The organism is Enterobacter sp. BNK-29 (assembly GCF_048684785.1).
Classification (GTDB): Bacteria; Pseudomonadota; Gammaproteobacteria; order Enterobacterales; family Enterobacteriaceae; genus Enterobacter; species Enterobacter cloacae_M.
The window spans coordinates 2,356,911-2,374,230 of record NZ_JBLQTU010000001.1 but is presented as its reverse complement, the minus strand read 5'-3'; the positions used below and the strand labels follow the sequence as shown (position 1 = coordinate 2,374,230).

At 56.3% G+C, this 17,320-nt stretch carries 17 protein-coding genes; 3 read left to right on the top strand and 14 right to left on the bottom strand.

Annotated elements, in window-relative coordinates:
- Positions 1-43 precede the first annotated feature (43 nt).
- Entirely contained in the window at positions 44-1,123 is a 1,080-nt protein-coding gene (alr, locus tag ACMGGX_RS11320; protein WP_420298372.1) for an alanine racemase, read from the bottom strand.
- Positions 1,124-1,139: 16 nt separating this feature from the next.
- Positions 1,140-2,552, bottom strand: a complete 1,413-nt coding sequence (gene dnaB / locus ACMGGX_RS11315; RefSeq protein ID WP_023310046.1) for a replicative DNA helicase — start codon at positions 2,550-2,552, stop codon at positions 1,140-1,142.
- 66 nt (positions 2,553-2,618) lie between these two features.
- On the opposite strand from dnaB, the gene ACMGGX_RS11310 reads away from it, so the two are divergent.
- The gene (locus ACMGGX_RS11310; protein WP_420298371.1) at positions 2,619-3,602 is read left to right on the top strand and encodes a quinone oxidoreductase; all 984 of its coding nucleotides are present in this window, start codon (positions 2,619-2,621) and stop codon (positions 3,600-3,602) included.
- Between the two features lie 183 nt (positions 3,603-3,785).
- Here the strand turns inward: ACMGGX_RS11310 and pspG are convergent, their stop codons facing one another.
- The 4 genes from pspG to ACMGGX_RS11290 all read right to left on the bottom strand — a co-directional run bounded on the left by pspG (position 3,786) and on the right by ACMGGX_RS11290 (position 7,214).
- Positions 3,786-4,028 (bottom strand): envelope stress response protein PspG, encoded by a 243-nt coding sequence (gene pspG, locus ACMGGX_RS11305; protein WP_023310044.1) that lies wholly within the window; start codon positions 4,026-4,028, stop codon positions 3,786-3,788.
- A gap of 136 nt (positions 4,029-4,164) precedes the next feature.
- A complete protein-coding gene (gene dusA, locus ACMGGX_RS11300) occupies positions 4,165-5,160 on the bottom strand; it encodes a tRNA dihydrouridine(20/20a) synthase DusA (RefSeq protein WP_063440741.1) in 996 nt (331 codons plus the stop codon).
- 82 nt (positions 5,161-5,242) lie between these two features.
- Complete coding sequence (locus tag ACMGGX_RS11295) at positions 5,243-6,553, bottom strand: conjugal transfer protein TraF (RefSeq protein ID WP_348562233.1); 1,311 nt, start codon at positions 6,551-6,553, stop codon at positions 5,243-5,245.
- 172 nt (positions 6,554-6,725) lie between these two features.
- Positions 6,726-7,214: a cupin domain-containing protein gene (locus ACMGGX_RS11290; protein WP_181594203.1), complete on the bottom strand. Its 489-nt coding sequence runs from the start codon at positions 7,212-7,214 to the stop codon at positions 6,726-6,728.
- A 114-nt stretch (positions 7,215-7,328) separates the two neighbouring features.
- On the opposite strand from ACMGGX_RS11290, the gene zur reads away from it, so the two are divergent.
- Positions 7,329-7,841 carry a zinc uptake transcriptional repressor Zur gene (zur, locus tag ACMGGX_RS11285; protein WP_008503369.1) on the top strand — a complete coding sequence of 171 codons (513 nt, stop codon included), beginning with the start codon at positions 7,329-7,331 and terminating at the stop codon, positions 7,839-7,841.
- A 69-nt stretch (positions 7,842-7,910) separates the two neighbouring features.
- On the opposite strand, the gene ACMGGX_RS11280 is transcribed toward zur, so the two are convergent.
- The 4 genes from ACMGGX_RS11280 to ACMGGX_RS11265 form a co-directional block, all read right to left on the bottom strand.
- Positions 7,911-8,120, bottom strand: coding sequence for a CsbD family protein (locus ACMGGX_RS11280; protein ID WP_014830284.1), 210 nt, complete (start codon positions 8,118-8,120; stop codon positions 7,911-7,913).
- A gap of 120 nt (positions 8,121-8,240) precedes the next feature.
- On the bottom strand, positions 8,241-9,578 hold the full coding sequence (gene dinF, locus ACMGGX_RS11275; protein ID WP_420298370.1) for an MATE family efflux transporter DinF: 1,338 nt from the start codon (positions 9,576-9,578) through the stop codon (positions 8,241-8,243).
- A 63-nt stretch (positions 9,579-9,641) separates the two neighbouring features.
- Positions 9,642-10,250, bottom strand: a complete 609-nt coding sequence (gene lexA / locus ACMGGX_RS11270; RefSeq protein WP_023310039.1) for a transcriptional repressor LexA — start codon at positions 10,248-10,250, stop codon at positions 9,642-9,644.
- A gap of 108 nt (positions 10,251-10,358) precedes the next feature.
- Positions 10,359-10,727 carry a diacylglycerol kinase gene (locus ACMGGX_RS11265; RefSeq protein WP_420298369.1) on the bottom strand — a complete coding sequence of 123 codons (369 nt, stop codon included), beginning with the start codon at positions 10,725-10,727 and terminating at the stop codon, positions 10,359-10,361.
- 154 nt (positions 10,728-10,881) lie between these two features.
- Here ACMGGX_RS11265 and plsB point away from each other — a divergent pair, with 154 nt between their 5' ends.
- Positions 10,882-13,302, top strand: coding sequence for a glycerol-3-phosphate 1-O-acyltransferase PlsB (plsB, locus tag ACMGGX_RS11260; protein ID WP_029741579.1), 2,421 nt, complete (start codon positions 10,882-10,884; stop codon positions 13,300-13,302).
- A 118-nt stretch (positions 13,303-13,420) separates the two neighbouring features.
- On the opposite strand, the gene gntU is transcribed toward plsB, so the two are convergent.
- From gntU to ACMGGX_RS11240, 4 genes are all read right to left on the bottom strand, one after another.
- A complete protein-coding gene (gene gntU / locus ACMGGX_RS11255; RefSeq protein WP_181594201.1) occupies positions 13,421-14,761 on the bottom strand; it encodes a gluconate transporter in 1,341 nt (446 codons plus the stop codon).
- A gap of 3 nt (positions 14,762-14,764) precedes the next feature.
- On the bottom strand, positions 14,765-15,292 hold the full coding sequence (gene gntK, locus ACMGGX_RS11250; RefSeq protein ID WP_008503362.1) for a gluconokinase: 528 nt from the start codon (positions 15,290-15,292) through the stop codon (positions 14,765-14,767).
- Positions 15,293-15,418: 126 nt separating this feature from the next.
- Positions 15,419-16,414, bottom strand: a complete 996-nt coding sequence (gene gntR / locus ACMGGX_RS11245) for a gluconate operon transcriptional repressor GntR (protein ID WP_021242747.1) — start codon at positions 16,412-16,414, stop codon at positions 15,419-15,421.
- A 101-nt stretch (positions 16,415-16,515) separates the two neighbouring features.
- Complete coding sequence (locus ACMGGX_RS11240) at positions 16,516-17,211, bottom strand: pirin family protein (RefSeq protein WP_003861565.1); 696 nt, start codon at positions 17,209-17,211, stop codon at positions 16,516-16,518.
- Between the last annotated feature and the right edge of the window lie 109 nt (positions 17,212-17,320).

Genomic DNA, 17,320 nt, shown 5'->3' with positions numbered 1-17,320 from the left:
CGTCCAACGGCAGCTTATGCCGTTGGACTACTCTATGCGAGTCTCAGTCGATGTACTTCATCGCCACCCTTGACGTCAGCCGCGTGATAAGTTCGTAAGCACTCACTTTCGTCATTTCAGCAATGCGTTCAACGGGCAAACCTTCGCCCCACATCACGACATCGTCGCCGGGCTTATCCTGGGCTTCAGGCCCCAGATCGACACAAATCATGTCCATCGCCACGCGGCCAACGATCTTCACCTCGCGACCGTTGACCAGAACCGGCGTACCCGACGGTGCGGCACGCGGATAGCCGTCACCATAGCCCATCGCCACCACGCCGAGACGGGTATCACGCCCGCTGGTCCAGGTACCGCCGTAGCCGACCGGCTCGCCCGCTTTATGGTCACGCACGGCAATCAGGTTAGAGACCAGCGACATGACCGGCTGGAAGCCAAAGTCCGGCCCCCAGGGTTTGTTCTCCAGCGGCGACACGCCGTAGAGAATAATGCCTGGTCGCGCCCAGTCGAAATGCGACTGCGGCCACAGCAGAATCCCGCCGGATGCCGCAATCGAGCGCATCCCCGGCTTGCCTTCGCAGAAGGTGTTAAAGATATCCAGCTGGCGCTCGGTCGCACCGCACTCGGGCTCATCGGCGCGGGCGAAGTGGCTGACGATATTCACCGGCTGACGCACGTTTTTGCACCGGCATAAACGCTGATAAAACGCTTCCGCGCTTTCCGGACGCACGCCAAGACGGTGCATGCCCGTGTCGAGCTTCATCCAGACGGTCACCGGCTCGCCCAGTTCGGCGGTTTCGAGTGCGGTTAGCTGTTCTTCGTTATGTACCGCCGTGTGCAGATGCTGGTCAGCAATGGTTGGCAGATCGCTGGCTTCGAAAAAGCCTTCGAGGAGCAGTATGGGTTGAGTAATGCCGCCCGCGCGCAGGCGGAGGGCTTCTTCAAGACGGGCGACGCCAAAGGCGTCGGCATCGGGGAGCGTTCGCGCGGTCTCAAGAAGACCGTGTCCGTAAGCGTTCGCTTTCACGACTGCAACGAGCTTGCTGGCAGGCGCCAGTTCACGCAGACGTTGCAGGTTGTGTCGCAGAGCGCGGCGGTTAATAACAACAGTTGCCGCTTGCATTTGAATTCCTTAGAAATTACTCATCATCATATTGAGGACCGGCATAGTTGTCGAAACGCGACCACTGTCCGTTAAAGGTCAGACGCACCGTCCCGATTGGGCCGTTACGTTGTTTACCAATAATAATTTCGGCGATCCCTTTCAGGTCGCTGTTCTCGTGATAAACCTCATCACGGTAGATGAACATGATTAAGTCGGCATCCTGCTCGATGGAGCCGGACTCACGCAGGTCAGAGTTGACCGGGCGCTTGTCGGCACGTTGTTCCAGAGAGCGGTTCAGCTGCGACAGCGCGACTACCGGTACGTGCAGCTCTTTGGCTAACGCCTTGAGCGAGCGGGAAATCTCCGCAATTTCAAGCGTACGGTTGTCGGAAAGCGACGGGACGCGCATCAGCTGAAGGTAGTCGATCATGATGAGGCCGATGCCGCCGTGTTCACGGGCGATACGGCGCGCGCGGGAGCGCACTTCCGTCGGCGTCAGGCCGGACGAGTCATCAATATAGATGTTACGTTTTTCCAGCAGAATGCCCATGGTGCCGGAGATGCGCGCCCAGTCTTCATCATCGAGCTGGCCGGTACGAATGCGGGTCTGATCTACGCGCGACAGCGACGCCAGAGAACGCATCATAATCTGCTCGGAGGGCATCTCAAGGCTGAAGATCAGCACTGGCTTATCCTGCAACATCGCCGCGTTTTCGACGAGGTTCATCGCAAAGGTAGTTTTACCCATAGACGGACGCGCGGCGACGATAATCAAATCCGACGGCTGCAGACCGGCGGTTTTCTTGTTCAAATCGTCATAGCCGGTGTTTACCCCGGTTACACCGTCGTGCGGCTGCTGGAACAGCTGTTCGATACGGGCAACGGTGGCGTCGAGGACATCGGCGATGTTTTTTGGGCCTTCGTCTTTATTGGCGCGGCTTTCGGCGATTTTAAAGACGCGGGATTCAGCCAGGTCGAGCAGGTCTTCGCTGGTGCGCCCTTGCGGATCAAAACCGGCCTCGGCGATCTCATTCGCCACCGAGATCATCTCGCGGACGACGGCACGTTCGCGCACGATATCGGCATAAGCGCTGATGTTCGCCGCACTAGGCGTGTTTTTTGACAGTTCCGCCAGATAGGCAAACCCGCCGCAGCTGTCGAGCTGACCAAGACGCTCCAGCGATTCCGCGAGCGTGATCAGGTCGATCGGGCTGCCCGACTCCTGCAGACGCGCCATTTCAGTAAAGATGTGGCGGTGCGGGCGGGTGTAGAAATCTTCCGCCACGACGCGCTCGGCGACGTCGTCCCAGCGCTCGTTATCCAGCATTAAACCGCCCAACACCGACTGTTCCGCTTCAATCGAGTGCGGCGGGACCTTTAACCCTGCGACCTGGAAATCACGCTCGCGAGGTTCAGTCTGTTTGTTGAAGGGTTTGTTTCCTGCCATAGTGAATGGAGTTACCGAGATAAAGAGTGGGTCGAAAGATTACCATATTTTTCTTACGGAGGGAGCATGGCAACGCGCATTGAATTCCAGAAACACGGTGGGCCAGACGTACTGAAAGCGGTGGAGTTCACACCTGCCGCGCCTGGCGAAAACGAAGTGCAGGTTGAAAACAAAGCCATCGGCATTAACTACATCGACACCTATATTCGCGGCGGTCTCTACCCGCCGCCGTCAATGCCGAGCGGCCTGGGCACCGAGGCGGCCGGTGTCGTCGTCAAAGTGGGCAGCGCGGTTAAGCATATTAAAGAGGGCGATCGCGTGGTGTACGCGCAGTCTGCGCTGGGCGCTTACAGCTCCGTCCACAACGTTCCGGCGGATAAAGCCGCCCTGCTGCCTAACGCCATTTCCTTTGAGCAGGCGGCGGCCTCGTTCCTGAAAGGCCTGACGGTTTACTACCTGCTGCGCAAAACCTATGAAATTAAGCCCGACGAGCAGTTCCTGTTCCATGCCGCAGCGGGTGGCGTCGGGCTCATCGCCTGTCAGTGGGCAAAAGCACTGGGCGCGAAGCTGATCGGCACGGTCGGAAATGCACAAAAAGCGCAGCGCGCGCTCCAGGCGGGCGCCTGGCAGATGATTAACTACCGTGAAGAGAGCATTGTTGAGCGGCTGAAGGAGATTACCAGCGGCAAAAAAGTGCGCGTGGTGTATGACTCGGTGGGGAAAGACACGTGGGAAGCGTCGCTGGACTGTCTGCAGCGCCGTGGTCTGATGGTCAGCTTCGGCAATGCGTCAGGCGCGGTAACCGGCGTTAACCTCGGCATACTGAACCAGAAAGGTTCTCTGTACGTGACGCGCCCTTCCCTGCAAGGATACATCACCAACCGGGAAGAACTTGAGGAAGCCAGCAACGAGCTGTTCTCGCTGATCGCCAGCGGCGTCATCAAAGTGGATGTGGCAGATGCGCAGAAATTCGCGCTGACCGATGCGCAGCGCGCGCATGAGGTGCTGGAGAGCCGGGCGACGCAGGGGTCGAGCTTGTTGATTCCCTGAGTCCCAAAAGAAATTGGGCTTCCCGTGGGAAGCCCTTTCTTTTTTTAGTTCGGCTGTATGTAGGGTACAGCTCGATGAATTCTTTAACGGCAGTCATAGTGACAGATTCGATAACTAAATCCTATTCTGTTCTAAGCCATGCCGCCGGAAAAGTTACAAGTATGTGACGAACCCCTCAATACCTTAGTAACGGAAGCGGTTATTGCGCTGATAACTGGGCACTTTTGGCGCTTTAATCGCCCGAATCACCCACACGACCGCAATGGCCAGCAGTAGCCACGGCAACAGTTTGATCGTCAGCGCAAACAGTCCGCCAATAAACATGACCACCGTCGCCACCACGATAGCCGCCAGAATGCCGAGCAGCGAAACGCCTGTCGCTAACAGCATGACAAAAAAGCCAATCACAAAAAGTAGTTCCAGCATGGTTCTCTCCCACGAGTTCCCGAGTAATGCAGTCAGCATTACAAGAATCATGCCAGTATTAAGTTGTTGTTATTAAAGCAAAACACCCCGCAAACGTTCGCAGGGCGTGGTGAATTTGACGAACTTTTAGCGAAAGTTATCGCTTGTCTGCCACCAGTCGCAGCGCATGTTCCAGCACCTCAATATCGGCACCGGCTTTATGCGCATTCTCGCTCAGGTAGCGGCGCCACTGACGCGCGCCCGGAATCCCCTGGAACAGGCCAAGCATATGGCGAGTGATATGGCCGAGATACGTGCCATTGCTCAGCTCGCGCTCAATGTAAGGGTACATCGCACGCACGACGGCAACCGGATCGGTGTCCGCGCCTTCGATACCAAAGATTTCGCGATCGACCGTCGCCAGAATGCCCGGGTTCTGATACGCCTCGCGGCCGACCATCACGCCATCCATATGTTCCAGATGCGCTTTGGCCTCTTCCAGCGACTTGATGCCGCCGTTGATGGACATCGTCAGGTGCGGGAAGTCACGCTTCAGTTGATACACGCGCGGATAGTCCAGCGGCGGGATCTCACGGTTCTCTTTCGGGCTGAGGCCGGAGAGCCAGGCTTTTCGCGCGTGGATGATGAACATCTCGCACTCGCCTTTTCCGGATACCGTGTTGATGAAGTCGCACAGGAATTCGTAGCTGTCCTGATCATCAATGCCGATACGGGTTTTGACCGTGACCGGAATGGAGACCACATCGCGCATCGCCTTGATACAGTCCGCTACCAGCTGTGCATTCCCCATCAGACAGGCGCCAAACATGCCGTTCTGCACGCGGTCGGACGGGCAGCCAACGTTCAGGTTGATCTCGTCGTAGCCGCGTTCTTCTGCCAGCTTCGCGCACTGCGCCAGCGCGGCCGGATCGCTGCCGCCCAGCTGCAGGGCAACCGGATGCTCTTCTTCGCTATAGGCCAGATAGTCGCCCTTCCCATGAATGATTGCGCCCGTGGTCACCATTTCGGTGTACAGCAGCGTATGGCGGGAGAGCTGGCGCAGGAAATAGCGGCAGTGTCTGTCCGTCCAGTCGAGCATCGGCGCAATGGAGAAACGGTGTGCAGGGAAAGCGGTCTGTAATTCTGACGACATGGCGAAGTTTTAAGCATCTGGTGGAAAAGGGGCGCTACTATAGCACAAAGAAAAGACGGAGGCGCAGCGCCTCCGGTGGACTTTAGAACGTCATGCTCAGCTGAGCCCCGGCGCCCCAGGTTTCGTCCTCGCCGTACAGGCCCATCAGGTCAACATGAACGGTACTGAACGGCGCGAAACCGACACCGCCGGTAAAGACATTGCTGTCGTTACCCTTCACGTCCGCGCGATAACCCGCACGCACCGCCAGCCAGCTGAGCGGCGTAACCTCAGCACCGACCCCCACGTACTGCGACGTATCTTCGCTCTTGAAGCCTTTGGTTTCCGTCAGGTCGCCATCGGCAGTCAGCGTCACCAGATCGTTGTGCCAGGCGGCCCCGGCGGTCACCAGCGGACGGATCTGATAGGTGTCTTTATAGCTCACCACTTCTCCCGTACGGCCGTTGCGGATGCGGATATCTTTGGTGTCGATATCACGCGACATCAGGTTTTGACCGCTCACGCCGACCGTCCAGTGTTCGCCGAAATCAGCCGCAATACCGGCATCGACGTTGAAGCCCGTGTCGTCCGTACGATAGCGGCTGTCGTTCCACTTGTTACTGTCGTAATCGTAGATTGAGGTGGTGTAGTTATAGACCCAGGTTTTTTGCAGCTTTGGCGTCACGCCTACGGAAACCGGGACGCCGCCAAGGTCAAACTGACGGGCTACGGCAACACCATAGTCGGACACAATCGCCGCCCGGCCAGACGCCGTTGAGTTGAGATTTTTAGTGATCTGATCCGTGCCGTTCAGCGCAGCGTCCAGGGCAACACCGGCAGCCACCACCTTGCTTCGTTGAATACCGCGCAGATAATCAATATCTTGCTGATCGATAGACGAGCTCACCCGGCCATGGGCATAGCCTTTCGCCATAAAGGCCACGGAAAGCACATCGTTAGGGATACTCACGGCAAGCCCTGCACCTGCCGTCGCGCGTGCGGTTTTGCCCTTGAGATAGTCCAGCTCATCGGCCAGATCTTTGGCCGCGCCCTGGAACTGATTAATGGAACCTAAAGGATTGGTGATAATGTCTCCTGGCGTGAGGTCGTCAACCACATCCTTATAGTGATTGATTTTGTCGTTGATGGTATCAATCTCGTCCTGCAGATTGTCCTCATCCGTCACCTGTACGCCAACGGACGGCAAAATGACCGTCACATCATCGTCCGGTTTTGCCTTTGCCAGCAACGCGGGGTTGATTAACGCCCCGCTACCATAGCTCCCAGCCGCAACGCCGGTACCGCCCATTGCGTCACTCCGTGATTCTGTCCAGGTATTTGCTGCTCCCGCCTGATTTGCCATAAACAAGGAAACAGCGATACTAACCACCGAAAATTTAAAATTTTTTTTCACAGTATGCCCGTTATAGTCTGTTATGAAATAACCCCTGTCTGTTATCACCCAAACAGGAACGAACTATTGCTGTGAATAAGTAGTAAAAGACCCGCTATTTCTATCCCTAAGTAAAACTTCCTTACGGCCTGTTATATTTTGTGACGGCCCTCAATATTTATAGAAGAGGAAATTATTTTTTCCCAGGTTTTCCATCATGCGGTCCAAAAAACTGGGGCGGGTGGTCTACCCAGCGATCCTCACGGGTAGCGGCATACACGGGGTTGAGCGGATAGTAGATGCGGTTGTGCTTCTTGTTAGCTTCGCCAACGACCAGTAACCGCACCTCTTCGTCCGTGTTGTTGATAAAGCTGTGGCAGATACCGGTTCCGGCAGGAAACCCCACGCTGTCGCCCGGTTCAAGTTTCCATAAATAGCCGTTAATCCACGCTTCTGGATGACCTTCGAGCACATAAACGAACTCTTCTTCATCGCTTTCCGCGTGCGGATAGGACGTCCTGCGCCCGGGCGGTAAACGCTCATGATGGATACCAATGCGCCCGAGCCCAAGCTTGCGAGCCAACGGGGCGCCGATAGAAAAACGCTCATCGCTATCTGGGTAGGTCGAATCATCCGCGCCTTCAACGTCGCGCCAGTGCCGAATACAGTCAGGTTTTTTCATTGTTTATTTCCCGGTTTGCAATGGGTCAGGTATAGCACAGACTGGCGGATCTCGGCGTTTTTACCAGAACATGATAAAGTGGGGGTTTCCGTCCTATAACATCCGGGGTGCTAAATGGATAAGTCCACAAAAGAGCTGTTAGCGCAGGCCGAAAAGCTGTGTGCGCAACGCAATGTGCGCCTGACTCCGCAGCGCCTTGAAGTCTTACGTCTGATGAGCCTGCAGCAGGGTGCTATCAGCGCCTACGATCTGCTGGACCTGCTCCGCGAAAGCGAGCCGCAGGCGAAACCTCCGACCGTGTATCGCGCCCTGGATTTCCTGCTGGAACAAGGATTCGTGCATAAAGTTGAGTCCACAAACAGCTACGTGTTGTGCCATCTGTTCGATCAGCCCACCCATACATCGGCGATGTTTATCTGCGACCGCTGCGGCGTGGTGAAAGAAGAAGCTGCGGAAGGCGTGGAAGATATTATGCATACGCTGGCAGCGAAAATGGGTTTTGCCCTGCGTCATAACGTGATTGAAGCGCACGGACTGTGCTCTGCCTGCGTGGAAGTGGAAGCCTGTCGTCATCAGGACGCGTGTCAGCACGACCACTCTATTCTTGTGAAGAAAAAACCGCGTTAACGGCAAAAGAAAAGGCGGCTCATGGCCGCCCTCAGGGTGTACTTCCTTGTACTTGCGGGTATAGCCCGGTTACCAGCGGTAGTCGTTGCGTTTTTCCCAGTCGCCTACTTCTTTTTCCGCCTGGTCTTTCGCGTAGCCGTAACGTTCCTGAATTTTACCGACAAGCTGATCGCGTTTACCTTCAATGACGGTCATATCGTCATCAGTCAGCTTACCCCACTGTTCTTTCGCTTTACCTTTGAACTGCTTCCAGTTGCCGCCGATTTCGTCTTTATTCATCATCGTGTCCTCTTAGTTAAGCGTCGGGTCGTAACGTCCGTTACGTTCTTTTCTGCTGGACGTGATAATTATTGTAGTTAAGGATTCGGCAGTTGATTTCATATTCGGAATCTTTAACCGTCACGATATATCGTGACGTGAAGGGAACCAGGTATCGTTTTGCCAGTGGCGGTGCCAGATAAAAGCCAGCGATATCCCTCTCAGCGAGAGGAAAACGGCCAGGGCCAGCCACAAACCGTGATTACCCAGCCAGGGAAGCGTCAGCAGCGTCAGGCCAAACCCGGCCGCAGCGACCGCCATGCTGTTGCGCATTTCCGCTCCGCGAGTCGCACCAATAAACATGCCGTCCAGCAGATAACACCAGACGCCGACCACCGGTAAGATGACTTGCCAGATGAGATAGTGACTCGCCAGCTCGCGCAGCGCAGGGATAGACGTAAGCAACGCGACGATTTGCTCACCAAGGCAGGCATAAACCAGGCCGAACGCCAGCGCCACCAGCCCAGACTGGCGGCAGGCTGCCCGCCAGACGTCCCGCAGCTGCCCGCTTTCGCGCGCGCCGTACGCCTGCCCGGAATGCGCTTCTACCGCATAGGCAAAACCGTCCAGCGCGTAGGCGGTAAAGGTCAGCAGCGTCATCAATACCGCGTTGACCGCAACGATTTCTGGCCCCAGTCGCGCCCCGAAAACCGTCAGCGCACCGAAGCAGAGCTGAAGCAGCAGCGAGCGCAGCATGATGTCACGATTAAGTGCCAGCAGCTTACGGATATTGCCGCGCCATGCGGTTTTGAGCAGCGCCAGAGAGATGCCGCGCATCGCCAGCACGCGCCAGACCATCCACAGGCCAATAATAAAGGTTCCGTACTCGGCAATCGCCGTCGCCAGCGCCGCGCCCTGCACGTTCATATGCAGGCCCATTACCAGCCAGACATCCAGCACAATGTTAAGAAGGTTGCCTACCACCAGCAAAATCACTGTCGCACGGGCGTACTGCACGCCCAATAGCCACCCCAGCAGAACCAGGTTTGCCAGCGAGGCGGGCGCGCTGAGCCAGCGGATTTCAAGGAAACGTCGCGCCTGAGCCAGTACCGCCTCGCTGCCGCCGACAACATGGAGTGCAAGGTCGATCAGGGGCGTACGAAATAAAACGATTAACGCCCCCGCGCCAAGCGCAAGGATCAGCGGCTGGACCAGCGCGCGCGCCAGACGCAGCGGATCTTTTGCACCATAAGCCTGGGCCGTGAGCCCGGTGGTGCTCATGCGCAAAAAGAGCAGCAGCATAAACAGGAAGCTGGTTGCCGTCGCGCCAATCGCCACGCCGCCAAGATAAACAGGCGAATCAAGGTGGCCAATAACGGCAGTATCGACCAGACCCAGCAAGGGAACGGTAATATTGGAGAAAATCATCGGCAGAGCAAGACGCCACAATGCCTTATCGGATGCCGTCAGCAGTGACATGAAAAATACCGGGAGTCGAGAATGAAGCAGGCTACAGCGGTGCCATAGCCTGTCAGGAAGAGGTTACAGCCATTCGCCGTTGCGAATGACCCCAACCGCCAGTCCTTCGATAGAGAAGTTGTGTTCGCGGAGATCGACCACAATCGGGGAGAACTCGTTGTTTTCAGGCAGTAGCTGAACGGTGTTCCCCTGTTTTTTCAGACGTTTGACGGTGACTTCATCATCAATACGCGCGACAACCACCTGGCCGTTACGCACATCCTGCGTTTTGTGCACCGCAAGCAGATCGCCGTCAAGAATACCGATATCTTTCATCGACATACCGCTGACGCGCAGCAGGAAATCAGCGCTCGGTTTGAACATGCCAGGATCGACCTGGTAGTGGCCTTCAATATGCTGCTGTGCCAGTAAAGGCTCACCGGCAGCAACACGGCCTATCAGCGGAATGCCCGTCTCTTCTTCCACCAGCAGGCGGATACCGCGTGACGCGCCTGAAACAATCTCAATCACGCCTTTACGCGCCAGCGCTTTCAGGTGTTCTTCAGCAGCATTCGGAGAACGGAAGCCCAGACGCTGCGCGATTTCCGCACGCGTGGGTGGCATACCCGTCTGGCCGATATGATCCCGGATGAGATCAAACACCTCTTGCTGCCTGGTCGTTAACGCTTTCATTCCGCCCCCTGGGTGTATATACAGTTATGCTGTGAGTATATACAGTCAAAGGCGATTTTGGAACCAAAAACTGCACAAAAAACCAGGGACTTAATTATTCCTCGAGGCTCATCGGAAATGTGACCAAAGCAGCGTGACCCAGGTGATAACGGCAGTGATAATCGCCAGCAGCACGGCAGCAGAGCCCATGTCTTTTGCGCGGCCAGAAAGCTCGTGGAAATCTGAACCTATGCGATCAACAACGGCCTCAATAGCGCTATTAAGAATTTCCACTATCATCACCAGAAGTACGGAACCGATAAGAAGTACGCGGGTAATAGCATCAACATCAAGGAAACAGGCGATGATCACCGCGATGATTGCGGCGACACCCTCTTGGCGAAAGGCAGCTTCGTTGATCCACGCGGCACGGAAACCTTTGCATGAATAGCCGGCGGCTTTGATGATACGCGTTAACCCAGTGGTATTATTGGCCATTAAAAGAACCTTTTATGAAAAAAAGCGTCAGTAACAGGAACTGTAGCGCGTTTCGCTACAGCCTGAAGTATGACGGGTAACAACAGAAATTTTGCGCGCTTTCTGTTATCCTTGCGCCGCAATTGCATTATTAACCAGAGGCTTTACATCGTTTATGTCCGGCTGGCCACGAATTTACTACAAATTACTTAATTTACCATTAAGCATCCTGGTAAAAAGCAAGTCTATCCCAGCAGAACCCGCGCTGGAATTGGGGCTCGATACCTCGCGTCCTATTATGTACGTTTTGCCTTATAACTCGAAGGCAGACTTACTGACGCTTCGCGCCCAGTGTCTGGCGCATGACTTACCTGACCCGCTTGAACCGCTTGAAGTTGACGGTACGCTGCTGCCGCGCTACGTGTTCATTCACGGTGGACCGCGCGTATTTACCTACTACACGCCAAAAGAAGAGTCCATCAAGCTGTTCCACGACTATCTCGACCTGCACCGCAGCAACCCCGATCTGGATGTGCAGATGGTGCCGGTGTCGGTGATGTTTGGTCGTCGTCCAGGCCGTGAAAAAGGTGAAGAGAACCCGCCGCTGCGCATGCTTAACGGCATCCAGAAGTTCTTCGCGGTCTCCTGGCTGGGACGCGACAGCTTTGTGCGTTTCTCCCCTTCCGTTTCGCTGCGTCGAATGGCGGACGAGCACGGTACCGACAAGATCATCGCGCAAAAACTGGCGCGCGTGGCGCGTATGCACTTCGCCCGCCAGCGCCTGGCTGCCGTAGGGCCGCGTCTCCCGGCGCGTCAGGATCTGTTCAACAAGCTGCTGGCCTCCAAAGCGATTGCCCGCGCCGTTGAAGACGAAGCGCGCAGCAAGAAAATATCGCATGAGAAAGCCCAGCAGAACGCCATTGCGCTGATGGAAGAGATTGCAGCGAACTTCTCTTACGAGATGATTCGCCTGTCCGATCGTATTCTCGGCTTTACCTGGAACCGTCTCTACCAGGGCATCAACGTTCATAACGCCGAGCGCGTACGCCAGCTGGCGCATGATGGCCATGAGATTGTCTATGTTCCCTGCCACCGCAGCCACATGGACTACCTGCTTCTTTCCTACGTGCTCTATCACCAGGGGCTGGTACCGCCGCACATTGCTGCCGGTATCAACCTGAATTTCTGGCCAGCAGGTCCGATTTTCCGCCGCCTGGGCGCGTTCTTTATCCGTCGCACCTTCAAGGGCAACAAGCTCTACTCCACCGTGTTCCGCGAATATCTGGGCGAGCTGTTCAGCCGAGGCTATTCCGTGGAGTACTTCGTGGAGGGCGGTCGTTCCCGTACCGGACGTCTGCTCGATCCGAAGACCGGCACGCTGTCGATGACCATTCAGGCGATGCTGCGCGGAGGAACCCGTCCAATCACGCTGGTGCCAATCTACATTGGCTATGAGCACGTGATGGAAGTGGGCACGTACGCCAAAGAGCTGCGCGGTGCGACCAAAGAGAAAGAGAGCCTGCCGCAGATGCTGCGCGGCTTGAGCAAGCTACGCAATCTCGGTCAGGGCTACGTGAACTTCGGCGAACCGATGCCGCTGATGACGTACCTGAACCATCACGTTCCCGAGTGGCGCGAGTCCATCGATCCTATCGAAGCGATTCGTCCGGCCTGGCTGACGCCAACGGTCAACGGCATCGCGTCCGAGCTGATGGTGCGCATTAACAACGCCGGTGCGGCTAACGCCATGAACCTGTGCTGTACGGCGCTTCTGGCTTCGCGTCAGCGCTCGCTGACCCGCGAGCAGCTCACGGAGCAGCTGGATTGCTATCTGGACATGATGCGCAACGTGCCGTATTCCGTTGATTCAACCGTGCCTTCTGCTACCGCCAGTGAGCTTATCGATCACGCGTTGCAGATGAACAAGTTTGAAGTCGAAAAGGACACGATCGGCGACATCATCATTCTGCCGCGCGAGCAGGCAGTGCTGATGACTTACTACCGCAACAACATCACCCATATGCTGATGCTGCCGTCGCTCATGGCGGCTATCATCACCCAGCACCGCAGTATTTCGCGTCAGGAGCTATTGCGTCACGTTGAGACGCTCTATCCGATGCTGAAAGCGGAACTGTTCCTGCGCTGGAGCAAGGATGAGCTAGCGGGCGAACTGGACAAACTGACGGAAGAGCTGCGTCGTCAGGGGCTGATCGCCGTTTCAAACGACGAGCTGCACATCAATCCGTCGCGTTCCCGTACCCTGCAACTGCTGGCGGCCGGCGCGCGCGAAACGCTGCAGCGCTACGCCATTACGTTCTGGCTGCTGAGTGCGAACCCGTCTATCAACCGCGGTACGCTGGAGAAAGAGAGCCGGACGCTGGCACAGCGCCTGTCCGTTCTGCACGGCATTAACGCCCCGGAGTTCTTCGACAAAGCGGTCTTCAGCTCTCTGGTCCTGACGCTGCGTGATGAAGGCTACATCAGCGATACGGGCGATGCCGAGCCGGAAGAGACGCTGAAGGTGTACCAGATGCTGGCCGAACTCATTACGTCGGATGTGCGTTTGACGATCGAGAGCGCGACGCAGGGCGAGTGATGTGAAAAAGCCGGGTGGTGGTTTCACCTGACCCGGCCTGGCGTTCTGCATAATATAAAGGCCCGGTAAGCGCTAACGCTACCGGGCCTTATTTTTGAGCCTTGTTAAATCACCGCATTCAGCTCAGCAACGTAAAGGCTATCATCCCGACAATCGCACCCGTCGTGCCGAGGATGGTTTCCATCAGCGTCCAGGTTTTCAGGGTTTGCGCTTCGGTAGCGCCGGTAAATTTCCCGAACAGCCAGAAGCCCGCGTCGTTAACGTGAGAGACCACAATCGAACCGCCCGCGATACAGATAGACAGCGCGGCCATCTGCGCCCCGGAGTAGTTCAGCTGTTCAATCACCGGCATCACCAGACCCACGGCGGTTAAGCACGCCACGGTTGCGGAACCCTGGATGATACGCACCGCAGCAGCCAGCACGAAGCAGGTTACCGCAATCGGCAGGCCCATCCCGGTCAGCGCTTCGCCGAGAGCCGGACCCACGCCGGAATCCACCAGCACCTGCTTGAACACGCCGCCGGCACCGATCACCAGCAGGATAATACCCGCCGGCTGCAGCGCGGCACCGCAGATCTCCATCACCCGGTCTTTCGGCATTCCCTGACGCATCGCCAGGCCGTAAATCGCCACCAGACAGGCCACCAGGATCGCCGTGAACGGGTGACCGATGAACTCAAACCATTCATAGGCGCTGGAACCCACCGGCACAAAGCGCGCGGCGATGGTTTTCAGACCCACGAGAACCAGCGGGAGCAGGATCAGCGACAGGCTGAAGCCGAAGGACGGCATTTTGCCCTCGCCCAGGTGCGGCTCGGAGATGTCGTCCGGAATATGCAGCTCAACGTAACGGCTGATGAAGTTGCCCCACAGCGGACCGGCAATAATCATTCCCGGGATTGCCGCGCACAGGCCAATCAGGATCATCCAGCCAAAGTCGGCGTGCATCTGGGAAGCCAGCAGCATCGGCGCAGGCCCCGGCAGCAGAAACGCTGCGGCCGCCGCCACGCCCGCAAACAGCGGAATAACCAGCTTAACGAGGTTAGTGCCGGTATGGCGCGCCATGGAGAACGCGACGCTTATCAGCAGCACAACGGCCACTTCGAAGAACAGCGGCAGCGCGCAAATCAGGCCAGCCAGACCAATCGCGTAGTGCGCGCGGCTGTGGCCGAAGGACTTCAGCATCTTGACGGCAATCTGGTCGACCGCGCCCGTCTCGTGCAAAATCTTGCCAAACATCGCGCCAAGGGCGACCACAATCGCCAGGAAGCCCAGCGTGCCTCCCATCCCTTTTTCCATCGTCGCGGCGATCTTGTCGAGCGGCATACCGGAAAAGAGACCTGCACCTATAGAAACCACCATCAAAGCAACAAAGGCGTGCATACGCGCCTTCATCACTAAAAACAGCAGCAGCAATACGGAACCCACTGCTGTCAAAACTAGCGTTAATGTACTCAAAACTTACTGCCTTTTATTAATGACCTCGATGGTGCTGGCAACAACACCTTCCAGTGACTGATCGATATCAACCACTAAGACGTCTTTCTCGTCTTCACCCGGCTCCTGCAGCGCTTCGAACTGCGTCACCAGCATCTGGGTTTTGAAGAAGTGACCTTTACGCGCCTTCAGACGGCTTTCAATCACCTCGAAATCTCCTTTCAGGTAGATGAAAGAGAGGTTCGGGTTGCCGTCGCGCAGCAGATCGCGGTAGGTTTTTTTCAGTGCAGAGCAGACGATCAGGGAGACTTTGTTGGTACGCTGCATAGCGAACGCGGCGTCATTCAGCGCCTGCAACCACGGTTTGCGGTCGTCGTCGTTCAGCGGCTCGCCGGACGCCATTTTCATGATGTTGCTGCGCGGATGGAGGAAGTCGCCATCAAGGAACGCAGCCTGGAGTTGATGCGCCACTTCGCTGGCTACGGCTGATTTCCCGCTACCGGAAACGCCCATCAGGACGTAGACGTGGTGATCGTGATTAGTCGTGCTCAAAGGGTGTCCCTCAGTCAATTGTTACGGGTAACAGTTATCGGTAACATTGTCCTGCCGGGGCAAAAGAGAAGCAATATCCAAACGTGCGCGAAGTGAATAAGTGTGAGCTACTTCAAATTTGTCAGTTCAAATAGATCCACCCGGTGACAAGGTGAAACCTAAATCTAACATTTTTGGGGTAACCGTCTCGCCACGAATACGCGCCAGCAGGCGTTCTGCGCCAATGCGGCCCATACGTTCACGCGGGGTCAGGACGCTCGCCAGCCGCGGCTCCATCACCTGGCCGATGTCGTGGCCGTGGAAACCGGCAATTGCCATATCATCAGGGATCTTGAGCCCCAGACGCTGACACTCAAACGCCGCGCCAACCGCAAGGTCATCGTTGGTACAGAAAATACCGTCCAGTTGCGGATACTCGCGTCGTGCCTGACGCATCAGCTCAATACCCGACGTATAGGAAGAGGACTGCTCCACCATCACGCTGTAGGGGGTTAAGTTCGCGTCGAGCATCGCCTGCTCGTATCCCTTCTGTTTGATGATAGTACGTTCATCAAGACGCGCACCCAGATAGGCGATATGACGATGCCCACGGGCGATGATGGCCGCCGTCATCTGGCGCGCCGCTTCGAAGTTATCGAACCCCACGGCGATGTCGAGGCACGGAGACTGGCTGTCCATCAGCTCCACCACCGGGATACCGGCCACTTCGATCATTTTAAGCGTGCGGGCAGTGTGGGTACGTTCCGTTAAAATCAGGCCGTCGATGTTCCAGGAAAGCATCGATTCAAGACGTTCCTCTTCCAGCTCCGGCTTGTACCCGTAGTGGGCGAGCATGGTCTGATAGCCAAAAGCATCGGTGACGCTTTCAATACCGCGCAAAACTTCGGCGAAAACCTGGTTGGTCAGGGAAGGAAGCAGGACGCCCACCGCACGGCTGGTCGCATTGGAGAGAATATCGGGCGCGCGGTTGGGGATATAACCCAGTTCATCAAGGGCAGCGGCAATCTTGCCACGTAACGCCACGGAAACCTGTTCCGGGTTACGTAAAAAACGGCTGACCGTCATTTTGGTCACACCGACGCGATCGGCGACATCCTGAAGTACGGGGCGTTTCTTTTTCATCGTCCTGAGAAATCTTGAAGTGAGAGATTTGCTCAGTTTATCACGGACAAAGCCCATCCTTCCCCTGTCAAAGGGAAGGATGGGCATTTATTTATGATTTATTACACCGGCGGCAGGTCAAACAGCAGAATTTCACTTTCGCTGTCGGCATGCACGGAGAGCGCCTGCTCATCCCAGACGGCCAGGCCATCGGCGGTTGTCGCTTTGGTGCCGTTGATGGACACTTCACCTTTCACCACCTGGATCCAGACGCGGCGGTTGGCGGCAATCTGGTGCACAGACTGTTCGTCTTTCGCCAGCGCCCAGCGGTACAGCTCCATATCCTGATGAACCTTCAGAGAACCTTCACGCGCATCCGGGGACAGCACCAGCTGTTTGCCCTGTTTCGCGTCGAAGCGGCGCTGCTCGTAGCGCGGCGTGATGCCGGTCTCTTCTGGAATGATCCAGATTTGATACAGGTGCAGTTTTTCCGTTTTGCTCGGGTTGTACTCGGAGTGACGCACCCCGGTACCCGCGCTCATAATCTGGAACTCGCCCGCCGGAACCTGCTCTTTGTTACCCATGCTGTCCTGGTGTTCCACCGCCCCTTCCAGCACATAGGTCAGGATTTCCATGTCTTTGTGCGGGTGGGTACCGAAGCCCTGGCCTGCATCAATCACGTCGTCGTTAATCACGCGCAGTGCGGAGAAGCCCATGAAGTTCGGGTCGTAGTAGTCGGCAAACGAGAATGAATGCCATGAGTCCAGCCAGCCATGATTCGCGTGACCACGTTCGTTTGCTTTGCGTAAGTAGATCATTGTTTTCACCCTCAGTTCGTTTCGATGGAGTAAGTGTGGACGCAAACCGCCTGGGATCATAGAGGGTGAAAATTGACTCCTCTGTTCAAAAATTATGAACAAGCGCAGA